Origin of the sequence: Amycolatopsis sp. NPDC102389, from assembly GCF_044765885.1 — a bacterium.
GTDB lineage: Bacteria > Actinomycetota > Actinomycetes > Mycobacteriales > Pseudonocardiaceae > Amycolatopsis.
On the sequence record NZ_JBIWKX010000001.1, the window covers coordinates 313,007 to 327,820 of the forward strand.

Sequence of the window (14,814 nt, forward strand, 5' to 3'; positions counted from 1 at the left end):
GCGAAGGCCTGCGACGACTCACCCGCGCAGGGGAAGCGCCTCCCTCATCGCGGGGATTCTCGCGTTTGGGATACCAACCTCCGCACACTAGGCTGGACGCGTGACCTCGACGATCGCGGTGACCCGGTGGATTCCCGACGAAGCGCTGAAAGTGCTCGCCGAGGCCGGGGAGGTGAAACTGTCGCGCGCCGACCGGCCGCTGACGCCGGACGAACTGCGCGAGTTCGTGCGTGGCTCGTCCGCGATCGTCGGCATGCTGCACGACCGGATCGACGGGGCGGTCGCCGACGCGGCGGGCCCGGGGCTGAAGGTCGTCGCGAATGTAGCCGTCGGGTACGACAACATCGACGTCCCGGCGCTGGCCGCACGCGGGATCACCGTCACCAACACCCCCGGGGTGCTCACCGACGCCACCGCGGATCTGGCGTTCGGGCTGATCCTGGCGGTCACGCGACGGCTCGGCGAAGGCGAACGGCTGATCCGCTCGCGCACCCCCTGGTCGTTCCATCTGGGTTTCCTGCTCGGCTCTTCGCTGCAGGACAAGACACTCGGGATCGTCGGGCTCGGCAAGATCGGGCAGGCGGTCGCGCGACGGGCGCTCGGATTCGGCATGCGGATCGTCTACTCAGGACGATCGCGGGCCGCCGAAGACGTCGAGACGGCCCTGGGCGCGAAGTACCTGCCCGTCGACGAGCTGCTGCGAAGCTCCGACGTCGTGTCACTGCACTGCCCCCTGACGCCCGATACCCGGCACCTCATCGACGCGGACGCGCTGAAGGCGATGAAACCGGGCGCGTACCTGATCAACACCACACGCGGTCCCGTCGTCCACGAGGCCGCGCTGGCCGACGCGCTCGAAGCCGGGGAGATCGCCGGTGCCGGCCTCGACGTGTTCGAAGCCGAACCCGAGGTCGAACAGCGTCTGCTGGATCGTGAGAACGTCGTCTTGACGCCGCACCTCGGATCGGCGACGGTCGAGACCCGTACCGCCATGGCCGTGCTCGCGGCCGAGAACGTCGCGTCGGTGCTCACCGGCGGAAACCCGCTGACGGAGGTTCGTCCATGACTCGTGTGGTCATCGCGCCCGACAAGTTCAAGGGAAGCTTGACCGCGGTCGAGGCCGCGGAGGCGATCGCCCACGGCGTCCGCGACGCACTGCCCGAAGCCGAGGTCTCCTCGTGCCCTGTCGCCGACGGCGGCGAAGGGACGCTCGACGTCCTCGTCGCGGCGGGCGGGCATCTCGTGGAACTCCCGGTCCGCGGGCCGCTCGACGACACCGTCGACGCCCGCTACGTGACACTCGACGGAACGGCCTACATCGAATCGGCCCGCGCTTGCGGGATCGAGTTCGTCGAGCCGAGCCCGGAGGTGGCGCTCGCCGCGCACACCTGGGGCGTCGGGGAACTGCTCACGCACGCGCTCGACAACGGCGCGCGACGGCTGGTGCTGACCGTCGGCGGCACGGCGAGCACCGACGGCGGCGCCGGGATGCTGGCGGCGCTGGGCGCCGGGGTCTTCGACGCGTTCGGCGCGCCGGTCGGGCTCGGTGGCGGCACGCTGGGCCGGGTCGCGCTGGCCGAACTCGGCCCGGTCCGCGAACGGCTCGGCTCCGTCGAGGTCGCCGTCGCCACCGACGTCACGAACCCGTTGCTCGGCCCTCGTGGCGCGGCCGCGATCTTCGGCCCGCAGAAAGGCGCGGGCCCGCGCGAAGTCGAGCAACTGGACGAGTCCCTGTCCCGCTGGGCGCATGCGCTGAGGAACGCCGGGGCCCCCGACGTCTCCGATCTTCCCGGAGCGGGCGCGGGCGGCGGCGTCGCCGCAGGCGCGATCGCGGGGCTCGGCGCGGGGGTCGAATCCGGTTTCCAGCTCATCGCCGGGCTCACCGGCGTCGCCGGCGCCATCGAACACGCCGACCTCGTCATCACCGGCGAAGGCTCACTGGACGAGCAGAGCCTCGACGGCAAGGCCCCGGCGGGCATCGCGGCCCGCGCGCGGGAACACGCGGTACCGCTGATGGTGCTGGCCGGGCGGATCCAGCTGGACCAGAGCCAGCTCAGCGGTCTCGGGGTCGTGGGCAGCGCCGCCCTGATCGACCACGCGCCCTCACTCGACCACGCGCGTGCGCACGCGGCGGAACTCCTGCGCGAGCGGGCCGGGGAGCTGGTCCGCGCCTGGGCCCGGACTTAGCGGCGCCCTGCCGACGTGGGTCGTGGGGGGGGGGGGGGGGGGGGGGGGTGGGGCGCGCCGCCCCCCCCCCCCCCCCCCCCCCCCCCCCCCCCCCCCCACCACCGGGACCGGCACGCGACGGGACTTGAAGCCTGAACCCGCCGGGCTCAGCTGCCGGGCTGGGGCTGAGCCTGCGGGAGTACGGCGAAGGCGACTTCGCCGGTTTCGTCCTGCTGGACGTCGAGGACCTTGTCGTCGAGCAACTCAGCCGCTTCCGGCTCCAAGAACACCTTCGGGCCGCCGTCGGCGCCGAGTACCTTGTCGCCGCTTTCCGGCTCCGGGGCGACGGAAACCGCGAGCTGAGGACTGTCCCCCTGCTGGGAATGCATGGCGAACCGCAGCCCGCCTCCGTCCTGGCCGTTCTCCTGCCCGGTCAGTGCGGTGATCGCCTCGGCGGCGGCTTCGGTGACTGTCAGCATCTCTGCCCTTCCTTCGTCGCGGTCTTGCACTTGACCGACCACGCTAGGGGGTGTCGGCATGGCCCGCCGTCTGAGTGAAGATCACTTCTCACCGACGTCGGGCTCCTCCTCCGCCAGTCGCATGGCGTGCGACTCCCCTTCGTGGATCTCCGAGGGCGTGGTCCCGAAGCGATCGGCGCCGCTCCAGTGCTCGGGCGGTTCGACACCTTCTTCGAGCGGGTCGACGCGGAGTTCGTCCTCGTCGAGCGCCTCGCTGGGATCCAACGTTTCCGGTTCCGCGGTCTCGCGGTCGCTCATCGGCCGCTCCCTCCTGGTCGGGCGTTGGCCGGGGCGTGCTGTACTCGACCCCGTCCCGGTGGCTTACCCGGCGTCTCCGCAGGCCAAACGGCGGCGCTGTCGCGGGGATCACAGTTTCTCAGGTAGTTCAATAGCTTCACAAGTTTGTGAAACAAGGAGTAGCGTCGTCGGTATGACCACCACCAGGTGGGCGCCTGGGCACCGGATCATCCGGCGCGCGCCGGAGCGGCACCACGAACTCGGCAACCACGCCGCTTGGTACGTCGTCGCCGGTGTCGCCGCCACTGGCCTGCAGGCGGTGCTGTTCCTTGTCCTGCAACCGGTCCTCGGCCCCCAGATCGCCAATCTGGTCGCGCTCGCGGTCACGACCGTCGGCAACACCGAGTTCCACCGCCGGGTCACCTTCGCCACCCGGAAGAGCAACGCGGGCAAGCGCCATTTCCAGGATCTGGTGACCTTCGCCTTCTACGCCGTGTACGGCTCGATCGTGCTCGCGTCGCTCGACGCGGTGATCACCGAGCCGACGGCGCTGGAACAGACCGGCGCGCTGCTCGCGGCCAGCGTCGTGGGCGGCATCGCGCGCTTCGCGGTCCTTCGCTGGTGGGTCTTCGCGCGCCGGAACGCCTAGTCTCATCGCGTGGCAGAGATCAAGGGCCCGCACGACGGCGGTTCGGAACCCGATTACCGATTCACGCTCGCCAACGAACGGACCTTCCTCGCCTGGCTCCGGACGGCGCTGGGCCTCCTGGCCGGCGGCGTCGCCGTCCATCAGCTGGTCCCCGATCCGAACGCGCTGAGCACCGTCCTGGCGGGACTGTGCGTCGTGCTGGCCGCCGTCCTCGCGGCGAGCGCGTATCCGCGCTGGCGGCGGGTGCAGACCGCGATGCGCGCGGGGCGGCCGCTGCCGAAGAGCGGGATGCTGCTCCTGCTGACCGCCGGGATCCTCGTGATCACCCTGGCCGCGGCGGCACTGGTGGTCTTCTCGTGAGCCCTGCTGATCACGGAGCGCAAGCGGAACGGACCGGGCTGGCGTGGCGCCGGACCGCGCTCGCGGCTACTGCCTGCACACTCCTGCTCTTGCACACCGCGGCCCGGCGAGGGTGGGGAACGGCGGTCGTCCCGGTCGCGTTCGCGGGGGCCATGGTGATCACGCTGGCCGCCATCGGCGCGATCCGTGAACGAGCACTGCGCCGTCCGGAAACCCCGAAACCTCTTAACCCGATCCTTGCTGTCACAGCATCGGCACTCGTCGTAGCGACCGCGGCCGCGCTGATCGCGGTGCGCTAAGTGCCGCGCACATCCTGCGACGCCGAAGCCCCTTTTCGCGACGCAGAGTCTCGGTTGTATTAAGCCGACTCCGGCGAATGGGCTATCTCTAGTTGAAATCTTTACTGCCGTCCGATCGACGCCTACGATTACGCTGCGTCGCAACGGCGGCAGATGAACCTGATCTTACGGAGCATCTGCCGCCCTCAATCGTTACGGAGTGTTGACCCCTCGACAGCGACGGTCACAGGGTCGGCCGGGGAGGACGACCATGCAAGTAACTTCAAGCGCGTCCAGAACCGTCACCCCCGATGCGGTCCCCGGATACACGACTCCGGAGAACCTGCCTCGACCGGGCGGACGGCTGACGAAGGAGGACCTCGATCCCCTCGTCAAGGACGCGGGCGACGGGAATCCCGCCGCGATCCAGGCCCTGCTGCGGATGATCGGGCCCGTCGTGGTCCGCTACTGCCGCGCCAGAATGGGCGGCCGCGACCTGTCCTACCTGTCGGCGGACGACGTCGCGCAGGAAGTGTGCATGGCGGTGCTGAAGGCGCTGCCGGGTTACCAGGATCGCGGCGGTTCGTTCCTCTACCTCGTGCACGCCATCGCCGCCAACAAGGTCGCCGACGCCTACCGCGCGGTCTCCCGCGACCGGTCGGAGCCGGTGCCGGAACTGCCGGAACGGCCCATCGGCGACAACGAACCCGAAACGCACGCCCTGCACCTGGACCTCGGTGCTCGGCTCAGTCGCCTGCTCTCCACCCTGCCCCGGGTGCAGCAGGAGATCCTCGCCCTCCGCATCGCCGTCGGCCTGTCCGCCGCCGAAACCGCCGAGGCGCTCGGGATCTCCGCCGGCAACGTGCGCGTGACGCAGCACCGCGCACTGGCCCGTCTGCGGTCGATGGTCAAGCAGGACGAGTTCTGATCTTTCCTCCCCCTGCCGCAGGTCGTTGATCGGCGGTTCTCAGGCGCCAGGACCCCGCGCCGCCCACTTTCCTCCTTCCCCGGTTTCCCGCCGGGGTTTCGTCGTGTCTCACGCGAGGCGGTAAGCCCGCCTCGCGGTCCCGTCGAAGAACTCCAGCCGCTCGGCGTCGCTCAGCGAACCCGTGAGTGAAAACGCCGTGTCCACGACGACTTCGTACGCGGCCGCGAGTTCGCAGACCGGCCAGTCGGAGCCGAACATCAGCCGCGAAGCCCCGAACGACTCCAGCACGTGCTCGGACCAGCGCGCCAGCTGACCGACCTTCCACCGCGCCCAGTCCGCCTCGGTCACGAGCCCCGAAAGCTTGCAGTACACGTTGTCCAGCTCTCCCAAGGCCGCGACACCGTCCGCCCACGGCTGCCATTCCCCCGAGGCGATCGGCGGCTTCGCGGCGTGGTCGAGGACGAAAACCTGGTCCGGCAACGCTTTCGCGGCGGTGAGGGCGGCGGGAAGCTGCGGCGGCTTCACCAGCAGGTCGTACGCCAGCCCGGCCTCGCCGAGCGCGGCGAGACCACGCAGGACCTCGGGCCGCGTCAGCCACGACGGGTCCGGCTCGTCCTCCACCTGATGCCGGATTCCCACCAGGGGCCCGGAAAACGAGGCCAGGCGCTCGGTGACGTCAGGCGCGGTGAGATCGGTCCAGCCGACGACGCCGGCGATCAGCGGCTCGGCAAGGGCCGCCGAAAGGAACTCGCGCGTCTCCTCCTCCGACGAGACCGTCTGCACCAGCACGGTCCCCTTCACCCCCGCCGCCTTCGTCACCGTGCGGAGATCGTCCACTGTGTACGGACGACGGATCGGTTCCAGCGCCGTACCGGCCATCCACGGGTAGTCCCGCCGCGAAGGGTCCCAAAGGTGGTGGTGCGCGTCGATCACGGCTGTCCTTCCTCCCGCAGCACGGTGTCCTCACGCAACAGTCCCGCACGGATCAGGTCCGTCCACAACTCGCGCGGCACCGGACGCCGGAAGCGTTCGGCGTTGAGCCGCACCTGGCCGGGATCGTGCGCGCCGACGACGACCGACACCACCGACGGATGCGCGGCGGGCAGCGCCAAAGCGGCTTGCGGGAGTTCGACACCGTGCCGCGCGCAGACGTCGGCGATCCGCTGGGCGCGCTCGACCAGCTCGGCAGGAGCCTCGGCGTAGTCGTACATCGTGCCCGGCGCCGCGGTGGCGAGGATCCCGGCGTTGAACGCGCCGCCCGCCACCACGTCCACCCCACGTTCCGCGCACAGCGGCAGAAGATCGTCGAGGGCGGGCTGGTTGAGCAAGGTGTACCGGCCCGCCAGAAGGATCGCGTCGAGATCGAAGCGGCGGACGAACTCCGTGAGCATCGGTGCCTGGTTCATCCCGGCCCCGATGGCGTCGACGACACCCTGCTCCCGTAATTCCAGCAGCGCGGGGAAAGCGCCGTTCACGGTGTCCTCGAAGTGCTCGTCCGGATCGTGCACGTAGACGACGTCGACCCGGTCGAGCCCGAGCCGCTCCAGACTGTCCTCAAGCGACCGGAGGATCCCGTCGCGGCTGAAGTCCCATCGGCGTTTGTACGCCGCGGGAACGACGAATCCCTGTGAGTCGGTCCGCGAAGCGCCTTCGGGATAAGGCTCCAGCACGCGGCCGACCTTGGTCGACACGACGAAGTCCGCGCGGGGATACGCCGAAAGCGCCGCGCCCAGCCGTCGTTCCGACAGCCCGAGACCGTAATGCGGGGCGGTGTCGAAATACCGGATGCCTTCGTCCCACGCCTGCCGGACGGTCGCTTCGGCCGTCTCGTCGGTGATGGCGTGGTACAGGTTGCCCAGCTGCGCGCAGCCGAGCCCCAGCGGGGACAGCGGGATCTTCACGGAAGCTCCCAAACGAGGCCGATCCCCGAATCCTTGCCCGAGTAGTCGTCTTCGACGTCGAGCAGTTCCGACATCCGCGCCTGCCAGGGAATGTTGGCCGGATGATCACGCAGGATCGCGCGCATCTTCGCGTAGTCCTCGACCTCCACGACGTGGAACAAGTCGAGACCGTCCCGCCAGATCCGCCACGAACGCACGCCCGCACCGCGCAGGGCTTCGTCCAGGTCAGGCGGGATCACGGCGTGGACCGACTCGTATTCGGCCTCCTTGCCCGGCTTCAACCGGGTGTGGAGTGCCACTCTTTGTAGTGCGACACCGTGGGTCACCGCGACTCCTTCACTCGAAACATGGCACTCTGTCAACTAACACTCAAACATCCGAGGTCTTCGGGGAGGGCGGTGGAACATGCCGGTCACCGATGTCGCGATCGACAAGATCAAGGACATGATCATCTCCGGCGAGCTTGCTCCGGGCGACAGGCTGCCGAAGGAGGCCGAACTGGCCCAGCGGCTCGGTCTGTCCCGCAGTTCGCTGCGCGAAGCGGTGAAGGCGTTGTGCCTGATCCGCGTGCTCGACGTCCGGCAGGGCGACGGAACGTACGTCACCAGCCTCGAACCGAATCTCCTCCTCGACGCGATGACGTTCGTGGTGGACTTCCACCGCGACGACACCGTGCTCGACTTCCTCGCCGTCCGCCGGATCCTCGAACCGGCGGCGACGGCGCTGGCCGCGATGCACATGAGCGACGAGGACATCGCGGAACTAGGCCGCCTGCTCGACGAACTGGCCGACTCGCCGACGGTGGAGGCACTGGTCGCGAACGACCTGCAGTTCCACCGCAAGATCGCCGACGGCTCCGGCAATCCGGTGCTGTGCTCGCTGCTGGACAGCCTGTCCGGCCCCACCGCGCGCGCCCGTATCTGGCGCGGGCTCACCCAGGAGGGCGCGGTCGCGAAGACCCGCGAGCAGCACACGGCGATCTACGAGGCCATCGCCGCCCGTGAGCCCGAGCTCGCGCGTTCGTGGGCCACCGTGCACGTGGCGGGGGTGGAGCAATGGCTCCGCAACGCCCTCGGCACCGCAGACGACCCCACCACGGCCGCGGAAGCTTCCTGACACCGCACTCTCCTCCTGGACGCTCCGTGAAGGCCTCCTTCCCTACTCTCAAGGTAGGGAAGGAGGCCTTCACGGACTTTCGGACTACGTCTGTGCTTTACCGCTCGCGTAGCGGGAGATGATCAACGCGACCAGGATGATCACGCCGTAGATCGCCTTCAGCCATTCCGGCGGCACCTGCGCCACCTGCAGCAGGTTGGTGACCGTCTGCAGGAGCAGCACGCCGGTGAGCGCCCCGACCAGCGTGCCCTTCCCGCCGTCCAGTGAGACACCGCCGATCACCGCGGCGGCGAACACCTGAAGGATCAGTCCGTCGCCCTGATCCGCGCCGAGCGCGCCGACGTATCCGGTGTACGCGAGCCCGCCGAGCGCGGCCAGCACACCGGCCACGACGAAGACACCCCACGAGATCCGGTCGACGCGGATACCGGCCGCCCGCGCGGCTTCCCGATTGCCGCCGATGGCGTACAGCGACCGGCCGATCCGGTGATACCGCAGCCCCAGCCCGAACACGGCGAACAGCGCCGCGGCCAGCCACACCGACATCGGCAGCCCGATGAACGTCGTCGTGGCCAGCGCGGTGAACACGTCCAGCTGGTCGAACAGCGTCTTCCCCTGGGTGGACCCGATCTGCGTGCCGCGCAGCACGGTCAGCATCGCCAGCGTGACGATGAAGGCGTTCAGCTTCAGTTTGACGATCAGGAAACCGTTCACGAAGCCGACCGCGGCACCGGCCACCAGCACGGCGAGGATGCCCGCGAAACCGGGGATCTCCGTGCCGAAACCCGAAGAAGCCACCGGGATGACCAGCATCGCGCCCAAAGCGGGCGCCATGCCCATGGTGGATTCCAGTGACAGGTCGAACTTCCCGGTCAGCAGCACGAGCGATTCGCCCAGCACCACCATCGACAGCGCGGCCGAGGCGGACAGGATCCCGACGATGCTGCCGAAGGTCAGGAACGTGTCACTGATCAGTCCTCCGATGACCAGCACCACGATGAGCGCCGGTATGAGCGCGAGTTCGCGCAGCCAGCGGAATTTCCGGCGGCGCGGCGGGGCCGCGAGCGTCGAAGTCTTCGGATCGGTCATCAGCTCGGTCACCGTTCGACTCCTTCGATGTCGGCCACCAGGTCGCCGTCGGACCAGCCCGCCCGGTGTTCGGCGACCACGGCGCCGGCGCGCAGCACCAGCACCCGGTCGCTCAGACGAAGATCGTCCAGCTCGTCGCTGACGATCAGCACCGCCTTGCCCTCGGCCCGCACCCGGTCGACGACCGCGAGCAGCGCCTCCTTCGATTTGACGTCCACGCCCGCGGTCGGGTTGATCAGCACCACCAGGCGCGGATCACCGGCCAGCGCGCGGGCCAGGACGACCTTCTGCTGATTGCCGCCGGAAAGGTCGGACACCGGCTGATCCGCGTCGGCCGCGACGATGTCGTAGTCCGCCAGCGCCTTGGACGCTTTCGAATACCGGACGCCCGGCGCCGCGAGACCACCCTTGCCCATGCGATCCAAAATGGACAGTGTGGCGTTGTCCGCGATGGAATGCTCCAGCACCAGTCCTTCGTGATGACGATCCCTCGGCACACACCCGATCCCGGCGCGGATCGCGGCCGGGATGTCGCCGGCTTTCAGCGGCTTCCCGTCCACCCGTACCGTGCCCGCGGAGGGCGAACGCAGTCCGTACACGGTTTCGGCGACCTGGTGCTTGCCGCTGGCGTTGCTGCCCGCGAGCCCGATCACCTCGCCGCGGTGGATCCGGAACGTCACGCCGGAGAAGCCGTCACCGGAAAGCCCTTCGACGGTCAGCACCTCGTCGGCGTCCGCGTCCAACGCCTCGCGCGTGGAGGCGTCGCGGACGGACAGCCCGCCCTGCTCGCCGGTCATCGCGTCGATCAGTTCGGCGCGGCCGACCTCCGCGACGGGCGCGGTCAGGATGTGTTTGGCGTCGCGCAGCACGGTGACCGCCTGGCAGACCTCGTACACCTCGTGGAGGTGATGCGAGATGAACAGGAACGTCACCCCGTTGGCCTGCATCTGCCGCATGCGCGCGAAGAGCCGGTCGATCGCCTGGCTGTCCAGCTGCGCCGTCGGTTCGTCGAGCACGATGAACCGGGCACCGTAGGACAACGCCCGCGCGATCTCGACGAACTGCCGGTCCTCGACCGAAAGCTCGCCCGCCGGGGTGTCGACGTCGACCCCCACGTCCCAGGAGTCGAGCAGTTCCCTTGCCTGACGGCGCAACCGCTGCCAGCCGATCGCGAAACCCTTACCGGACTGGCGGTTCAGGAACAGGTTCTCCGCGACGGTCAGCTGCGGGACGACCATCGCGTGCTGGTAGACGCAGGCGACCGCGCGTTTCCAGTCGTCCTGTTTGGACAACGGCGGCGCGGGCCGCCCACCGAACTCGACGTGTCCGGTGTCCGTTTTGGACAGTCCGGTGAGGATGGAGACGAGCGTCGACTTCCCCGCACCGTTGCGGCCGACGAGCGCGTGCGACTCGCCGGGGTGCACGGTGAGGCTGACGTCGGACAACGCCACGGTGGGGCCGTAGCGTTTGCCGACGCCCTGTGCGCTGACCACCGGCACGGCGGCGGATCCGGCGGGCAGCGCGCTCACAGGTTGTTCCCCCAGAGGGCCTTGTCGTCCACGTTGTCCTTGGTGACGACGGGCGCGGGGAGCTGGTCTTCCAGGATTCCCGGCCGGACCTCGACGACGGTGCTGCCGTGGTCGGTCGGCCCGGCCTTGAAGGTCTCCCCCGCCATCGCCTTCTTGATCCAGTACATGCCGTACTTGGCGTAGTCGTCGGCGGGCTGGGAGACGGTCGCGTCGAGTTCGCCCGCGCGGATCGCGGCCAGCTCCTGGGGAATGCCGTCGTTGCTGACCAGCACGACATGCTTCGGGTCGCCGACCGGGAAGTAGAGGTTCTTGCGTTTGAGCGCCTGCTGCGTCGGCGCCAGGTACACACCGCCCGCCTGCATGTACACGGCCTTGATGTCCGGGTTCGCGGTCAGCAGGCTGTCCAAACCGGACGAAGCCTTGTCCGCCTTCCATTCCGCGGCGACCTCGAGCACCTGGACGCCGGGGAACTTCGTCTTCATGCACTGCCGGAAGGCTTCGGAGCGGTCGCGGCCGTTCACCGAGGCCAGGTCGCCCATGACCTGCACGACCTTGCCCGACGTGACCTTCGCGCCGATCGCCTCACAGGCCTTGGTGCCGTACGCCTTGTTGTCGGCGCGCACCACCATCGCGACCTTGCCGCCCTCCGGCGCGACGTCGACGGCGACCACCGGGACACCCTTGTTCTCCGCCGCCTTGAGGCCGGCCACGACGGCGGCGGAGTCGAGCGGCGTCACGACCAGACCCTTGATGCCCTGGTTGAGCAGGGTGTTGATATCGGTGATCTGCTTCGCCGGATCGCTGTCCGCGTTGACCGTGGGCAGCGCTTCGACGCCCTGCTCCTTCGCCTTCAGCGGTACGTAGTTGTTGTAGGCCTGCCAGAACGGCGAGGTCAGCAGCGGGATCGTCGCGCCGACCTTGCCGCCCCCGCCCGCACCCTGAGGGGCGTTGGCTGCGTTGTCCTTAGTGGACCCACAAGCCGAAAGGGCCAGCCCGAGCGCGGTGGCCGCGGCGGCCACCTTGATCACCCTCGTACGCACCGCATCCTCCTTGATGACAGCGAAAACTACTGGTGGTTGACCGGGCCGCGCGGACGCAGCCCGTACATCCCTCCGTCGACGGCGAGCGCCGTGCCGGTGGTCGAAGCCGAAAGCGGGCTGGCGAGGTACACGACCGCGTTCGCGACCTCGTCCGCGGTGACCAGCCTGCCCATCGGCTGACGGGCGGCCAGCGCGGCGCGTTCGGCCTCCGGATCACCCGCGGCGTCGAGCAGCCTGCCGACCCACGGGGTGTCCGCGGTGCCGGGGCAGACGCAGTTGACGCGGATCCGGTCGGCGAGATGGTCGGTCGCCATCGCCAGGGTCAGCGAGAGCACCGCGCCCTTGCTGGCCGAGTACAGCGCGCGGTTGGGCAGGCCCGCCCACGCGGCGATCGAACAGGTGTTGACGATCGCGGCCGACGGCGAGTTCTTGAGGTGCGGCAAGGCCGCCCGCGCGAGCCGTACCATGCCGACGACGTTGATGTCGAGCACCCGGTGCCATTCGTCGTCGCCGTTGGCGGTGACGTCGCCCTGCGCGCCGATGCCCGCGTTGTTGACCAGGATGTCGAGCCTGCCGAAGCGTTCGGCGACCGCGTCGACCGCCGACCGGACCTCCTTGTCGGAGCCGACGTCGCAGCGGAATCCGGTGAGGCCTTCGGGAAGGTCGCCGGGATTCAGGTCGAGCACCGCGACCTCCGCCCCGCGTGCGGCGAGCAGGTCCGCGGTGGCCCTGCCGATTCCCGAGGCACCGCCGGTGACGGCGGCGACGAGGCCTTCGAACTCACTCACTGGTTTGTCTCCGTCCACTCTGGACCGTCGGGAAAGGTGAACCGGCGCAGGGTCGCGTCGTGCATCCGGGCCGAGAAGCCCGGCGCGGACGGGGCGACGTAGCGGCCGTCGACGACCGCGGCCGGATCGGTGAAGTGCTCGTGGAGGTGGTCGACCCATTCGATGGACCGGTCGGTGTCGGTCCCGGACACCGCCACGAAATCGAACATCGACAGGTGCCGGACGAGTTCGCACAGCCCGACGCCGCCGGCGTGCGGGCACACCGGGACACCGAATTTGGCCGCCAGCAACAGGATCGCCAGGTTCTCGTTGAACCCGCCGACCCTGGCGGCGTCCAGCTGCAGTACCGAGATCGCCCCGGCCTGCAGCAGCTGCTTGAACACCACGCGGTTCTGGACGTGTTCGCCGGTGGCGACGCGGATCGGGGCGAGCGCCTTGGCGATCGCGGCGTGCCCGAGCACGTCGTCCGGCGAGGTGGGCTCCTCGATCCAGTACGGGTCGTACGGCGCCAGCGCGGTCATCCAGGTGATGGCGGTCGAGACGTCCCAGCGCTGGTTCGCGTCGACGGCGACCCGGATGTCCGGGCCGACGGTCTCGCGGGCGAGCTTCATCCGGCGGACGTCGTCCTCCAGATTCCCGCCGACCTTCAGCTTGATCATCTCGAAGCCGTCCGCGACCGCCTGCTCGGCGAGCCGGACGAGTTTCGCGTCCGAGTAGCCGAGCCAGCCCGGCGAAGTGCTGTACGCGCGGTATCCGTCGCGCTCGATCCGGGCGATCCGCTCGGCGCGGCCCGGCTCGGCGGCGCGGAGGATGTCGAGCGCCTCCTGCTCGGTCAGCGCGTCGGACAGGTAGCGGAAGTCGACGAGGGACACCAGATCTTCGGGCGACATCTCGGCGGCGAAACGCCACACGGGGAGCCCGGCGATCCGCGCGGCGAGATCCCAGGCGGCGTTGACCACCGCGCCGATCGCCATATGCGCGACACCCTTTTCCGGGCCGAGCCACCGCAGTTGCGAGTCGCCGACCAGCGCCCTCGACAGGTCCCCGAGCGCGGCGGCGTCGGTGGGCACATCCCTGCCGACGACGTGTGACTCCAGCGCGCGGATCGCCGCGGCCTGGACGTCGTTGCCACGTCCGATGGTGAAGGCGAGCCCGTAACCGTCCGGGCCGCCGTCGGTGTGCAGCACGACGTACGCGGCCGAGTAGTCCGGGTCCGGGTTCATGGCGTCCGAACCGTCCAGCTCCCGCGAAGTGGGGAAACGGACGTCGAGCACCTCCATGCCCACGATCTTCGCCATCACGCCTGCCTGACGTTCTGGCGCTGGCGGCCGAGGCCGTCGATCTCGAGCTCGATGACGTCACCTTCGCGCAGGTACGGCTTGGGGTCCGGCTGGCCGAGCGCGACACCCTGCGGGGTGCCGGTGTTGATGAGATCTCCGGGGCGCAGCACCATGTACTGGCTCACGTAGTGCACGATCTCCGCGACCGAAAAGATCATGTCCTTGGTCGACGAGTCCTGCTTCTTCTCGCCGTTGACCCACAACCGCAGGCCGAGATCCTGCGGGTCGGCCACCTCGTCGGCGGTGACCAGCCACGGGCCGAGCGGGTTGAAGTTCTCGCACGACTTGCCCTTGTCCCAGGTGCCGCCGCGTTCGAGCTGGAACTCGCGCTCGGACACGTCGTTCGAGACGGTGTAGCCGGCGACGTACTCCAAGGCCTCTTCGGCGCTTTCGAGGTAGCGCGCGGTCTTGCCGATGACGACGCCGAGCTCGACCTCCCAGTCGGTCTTCGTCGAGCCGCGCGGCACGAGCACGTCGTCTTCCGGGCCGACGACGACGTCGGAGGCCTTCATGAAGACGACCGGCTCGGCCGGGACCTCGGCGCCGGACTCCTCGGCGTGCTGCCGGTAGTTGAGGCCGATGCAGACGACCTTGCCGGGCCGCGCGATCGGCGCGCCGACCCTGGCGCCCGCGAATCCGGGGCCGGCTTCGGGCAGCTCACCGGCGGCCAGCGCGGCCGCGACCTTGGCGACGCCGTCGCCCGCGAAGAAGCCGCCATCGATGTCGGCGGTCAGCCCCGAAAGGTCGCGCAGCGTGCCGTCCCCGGCACGTACGAACGGACGCTCACTTCCCGGCTCCCCGAGTCGCAACAGCTGCACGGATCTCCCCTTCAAGCCGAACCGTCAACACTCAACGGCTCCCACAGCAACGAACAG

Annotated in this window: 18 protein-coding genes; 7 read left to right on the top strand and 11 right to left on the bottom strand. The window is 69.4% G+C overall.

Translation table 11 applies throughout. The features are described from left to right. The first annotated feature begins 100 nt into the window (after window positions 1–100). A complete protein-coding gene (locus ACIRGA_RS01455; RefSeq protein ID WP_400935517.1) occupies window positions 101–1,066 on the top strand; it encodes a 2-hydroxyacid dehydrogenase in 966 nt (321 codons plus the stop codon). Continuing rightward, on the top strand, window positions 1,063–2,187 hold the full coding sequence (locus tag ACIRGA_RS01460; RefSeq protein WP_400935518.1) for a glycerate kinase: 1,125 nt from the start codon (window positions 1,063–1,065) through the stop codon (window positions 2,185–2,187). The genes ACIRGA_RS01455 and ACIRGA_RS01460 overlap by 4 nt, the downstream gene beginning before the upstream one ends. A 146-nt stretch (window positions 2,188–2,333) precedes the next feature. Here the strand turns inward: ACIRGA_RS01460 and ACIRGA_RS01465 are convergent, their stop codons facing one another. Together ACIRGA_RS01465 and ACIRGA_RS01470 are read right to left on the bottom strand one after the other, a co-directional pair. Continuing rightward, complete coding sequence (locus ACIRGA_RS01465; protein ID WP_016336340.1) at window positions 2,334–2,645, bottom strand: hypothetical protein; 312 nt, start codon at window positions 2,643–2,645, stop codon at window positions 2,334–2,336. An 81-nt stretch (window positions 2,646–2,726) separates the two neighbouring features. Further along, complete coding sequence (locus tag ACIRGA_RS01470) at window positions 2,727–2,942, bottom strand: hypothetical protein (protein ID WP_400935520.1); 216 nt, start codon at window positions 2,940–2,942, stop codon at window positions 2,727–2,729. 172 nt (window positions 2,943–3,114) lie between these two features. Here ACIRGA_RS01470 and ACIRGA_RS01475 point away from each other — a divergent pair, with 172 nt between their 5' ends. The 4 genes from ACIRGA_RS01475 (at window position 3,115) to shbA (ending at window position 5,136) form a co-directional block, all read left to right on the top strand. Then, window positions 3,115–3,570: a GtrA family protein gene (locus ACIRGA_RS01475; protein WP_400935522.1), complete on the top strand. Its 456-nt coding sequence runs from the start codon at window positions 3,115–3,117 to the stop codon at window positions 3,568–3,570. Between the two features lie 9 nt (window positions 3,571–3,579). Beyond that, window positions 3,580–3,930, top strand: coding sequence for a YidH family protein (locus ACIRGA_RS01480; protein WP_400935524.1), 351 nt, complete (start codon window positions 3,580–3,582; stop codon window positions 3,928–3,930). After that, window positions 3,927–4,229, top strand: a complete 303-nt coding sequence (locus tag ACIRGA_RS01485) for a DUF202 domain-containing protein (RefSeq protein ID WP_400935526.1) — start codon at window positions 3,927–3,929, stop codon at window positions 4,227–4,229. The genes ACIRGA_RS01480 and ACIRGA_RS01485 overlap by 4 nt, the downstream gene beginning before the upstream one ends. A gap of 250 nt (window positions 4,230–4,479) precedes the next feature. Next, on the top strand, window positions 4,480–5,136 hold the full coding sequence (gene shbA, locus ACIRGA_RS01490; RefSeq protein ID WP_360083240.1) for an RNA polymerase sigma factor ShbA: 657 nt from the start codon (window positions 4,480–4,482) through the stop codon (window positions 5,134–5,136). Between the two features lie 108 nt (window positions 5,137–5,244). Here the strand turns inward: shbA and ACIRGA_RS01495 are convergent, their stop codons facing one another. From ACIRGA_RS01495 to ACIRGA_RS01505, 3 genes are read right to left on the bottom strand one after another with little or no spacing between them, the layout of a single operon-like run. Continuing rightward, entirely contained in the window at window positions 5,245–6,069 is an 825-nt protein-coding gene (locus ACIRGA_RS01495; RefSeq protein WP_400935528.1) for an amidohydrolase family protein, read from the bottom strand. After that, the gene (locus ACIRGA_RS01500; protein ID WP_400935529.1) at window positions 6,066–7,037 is read right to left on the bottom strand and encodes an aldo/keto reductase; all 972 of its coding nucleotides are present in this window, start codon (window positions 7,035–7,037) and stop codon (window positions 6,066–6,068) included. Before ACIRGA_RS01500 ends, ACIRGA_RS01495 begins: the two co-directional genes overlap by 4 nt. Beyond that, window positions 7,034–7,336, bottom strand: coding sequence for an L-rhamnose mutarotase (locus tag ACIRGA_RS01505; protein ID WP_400935531.1), 303 nt, complete (start codon window positions 7,334–7,336; stop codon window positions 7,034–7,036). The genes ACIRGA_RS01500 and ACIRGA_RS01505 overlap by 4 nt, the downstream gene beginning before the upstream one ends. Before the next feature lie 106 nt (window positions 7,337–7,442). Between ACIRGA_RS01505 and ACIRGA_RS01510 the strand changes: the two genes are divergently transcribed. Then, a complete protein-coding gene (locus tag ACIRGA_RS01510; protein WP_400935533.1) occupies window positions 7,443–8,153 on the top strand; it encodes a FadR/GntR family transcriptional regulator in 711 nt (236 codons plus the stop codon). 84 nt (window positions 8,154–8,237) lie between these two features. Here ACIRGA_RS01510 and ACIRGA_RS01515 read toward each other — a convergent pair whose 3' ends face one another. The 6 genes from ACIRGA_RS01515 to ACIRGA_RS01540 are packed head-to-tail and all read right to left on the bottom strand — an operon-like array spanning window position 8,238 to window position 14,757. Next, complete coding sequence (locus ACIRGA_RS01515) at window positions 8,238–9,254, bottom strand: ABC transporter permease (protein WP_400935535.1); 1,017 nt, start codon at window positions 9,252–9,254, stop codon at window positions 8,238–8,240. After that, complete coding sequence (locus ACIRGA_RS01520; RefSeq protein WP_400935536.1) at window positions 9,251–10,771, bottom strand: sugar ABC transporter ATP-binding protein; 1,521 nt, start codon at window positions 10,769–10,771, stop codon at window positions 9,251–9,253. The genes ACIRGA_RS01515 and ACIRGA_RS01520 overlap by 4 nt, the downstream gene beginning before the upstream one ends. Next, window positions 10,768–11,811 carry a sugar ABC transporter substrate-binding protein gene (locus tag ACIRGA_RS01525; protein WP_400935537.1) on the bottom strand — a complete coding sequence of 348 codons (1,044 nt, stop codon included), beginning with the start codon at window positions 11,809–11,811 and terminating at the stop codon, window positions 10,768–10,770. Before ACIRGA_RS01525 ends, ACIRGA_RS01520 begins: the two co-directional genes overlap by 4 nt. Window positions 11,812–11,837: 26 nt before the next feature. Further along, window positions 11,838–12,599 carry an SDR family NAD(P)-dependent oxidoreductase gene (locus ACIRGA_RS01530; protein ID WP_400935538.1) on the bottom strand — a complete coding sequence of 254 codons (762 nt, stop codon included), beginning with the start codon at window positions 12,597–12,599 and terminating at the stop codon, window positions 11,838–11,840. After that, window positions 12,596–13,897 carry an enolase C-terminal domain-like protein gene (locus tag ACIRGA_RS01535; protein ID WP_400935539.1) on the bottom strand — a complete coding sequence of 434 codons (1,302 nt, stop codon included), beginning with the start codon at window positions 13,895–13,897 and terminating at the stop codon, window positions 12,596–12,598. Before ACIRGA_RS01535 ends, ACIRGA_RS01530 begins: the two co-directional genes overlap by 4 nt. Continuing rightward, window positions 13,897–14,757 carry a fumarylacetoacetate hydrolase family protein gene (locus tag ACIRGA_RS01540; RefSeq protein ID WP_400935541.1) on the bottom strand — a complete coding sequence of 287 codons (861 nt, stop codon included), beginning with the start codon at window positions 14,755–14,757 and terminating at the stop codon, window positions 13,897–13,899. Before ACIRGA_RS01540 ends, ACIRGA_RS01535 begins: the two co-directional genes overlap by 1 nt. Window positions 14,758–14,814: the final 57 nt, after the last annotated feature.

Coding starts and splice junctions, on each gene's coding strand:
- ACIRGA_RS01460 (WP_400935518.1), top strand. CDS start 1,063: ATGACTCGTGTGGTCATCGCGCCCGACAAGTTCAAGGGAAGCTTGACC.
- ACIRGA_RS01465 (WP_016336340.1), bottom strand. CDS start 2,645: ATGCTGACAGTCACCGAAGCCGCCGCCGAGGCGATCACCGCACTGACC.
- ACIRGA_RS01470 (WP_400935520.1), bottom strand. CDS start 2,942: ATGAGCGACCGCGAGACCGCGGAACCGGAAACGTTGGATCCCAGCGAG.
- ACIRGA_RS01475 (WP_400935522.1), top strand. CDS start 3,115: ATGACCACCACCAGGTGGGCGCCTGGGCACCGGATCATCCGGCGCGCG.
- shbA (WP_360083240.1), top strand. CDS start 4,480: ATGCAAGTAACTTCAAGCGCGTCCAGAACCGTCACCCCCGATGCGGTC.
- ACIRGA_RS01510 (WP_400935533.1), top strand. CDS start 7,443: ATGCCGGTCACCGATGTCGCGATCGACAAGATCAAGGACATGATCATC.
- ACIRGA_RS01535 (WP_400935539.1), bottom strand. CDS start 13,897: ATGGCGAAGATCGTGGGCATGGAGGTGCTCGACGTCCGTTTCCCCACT.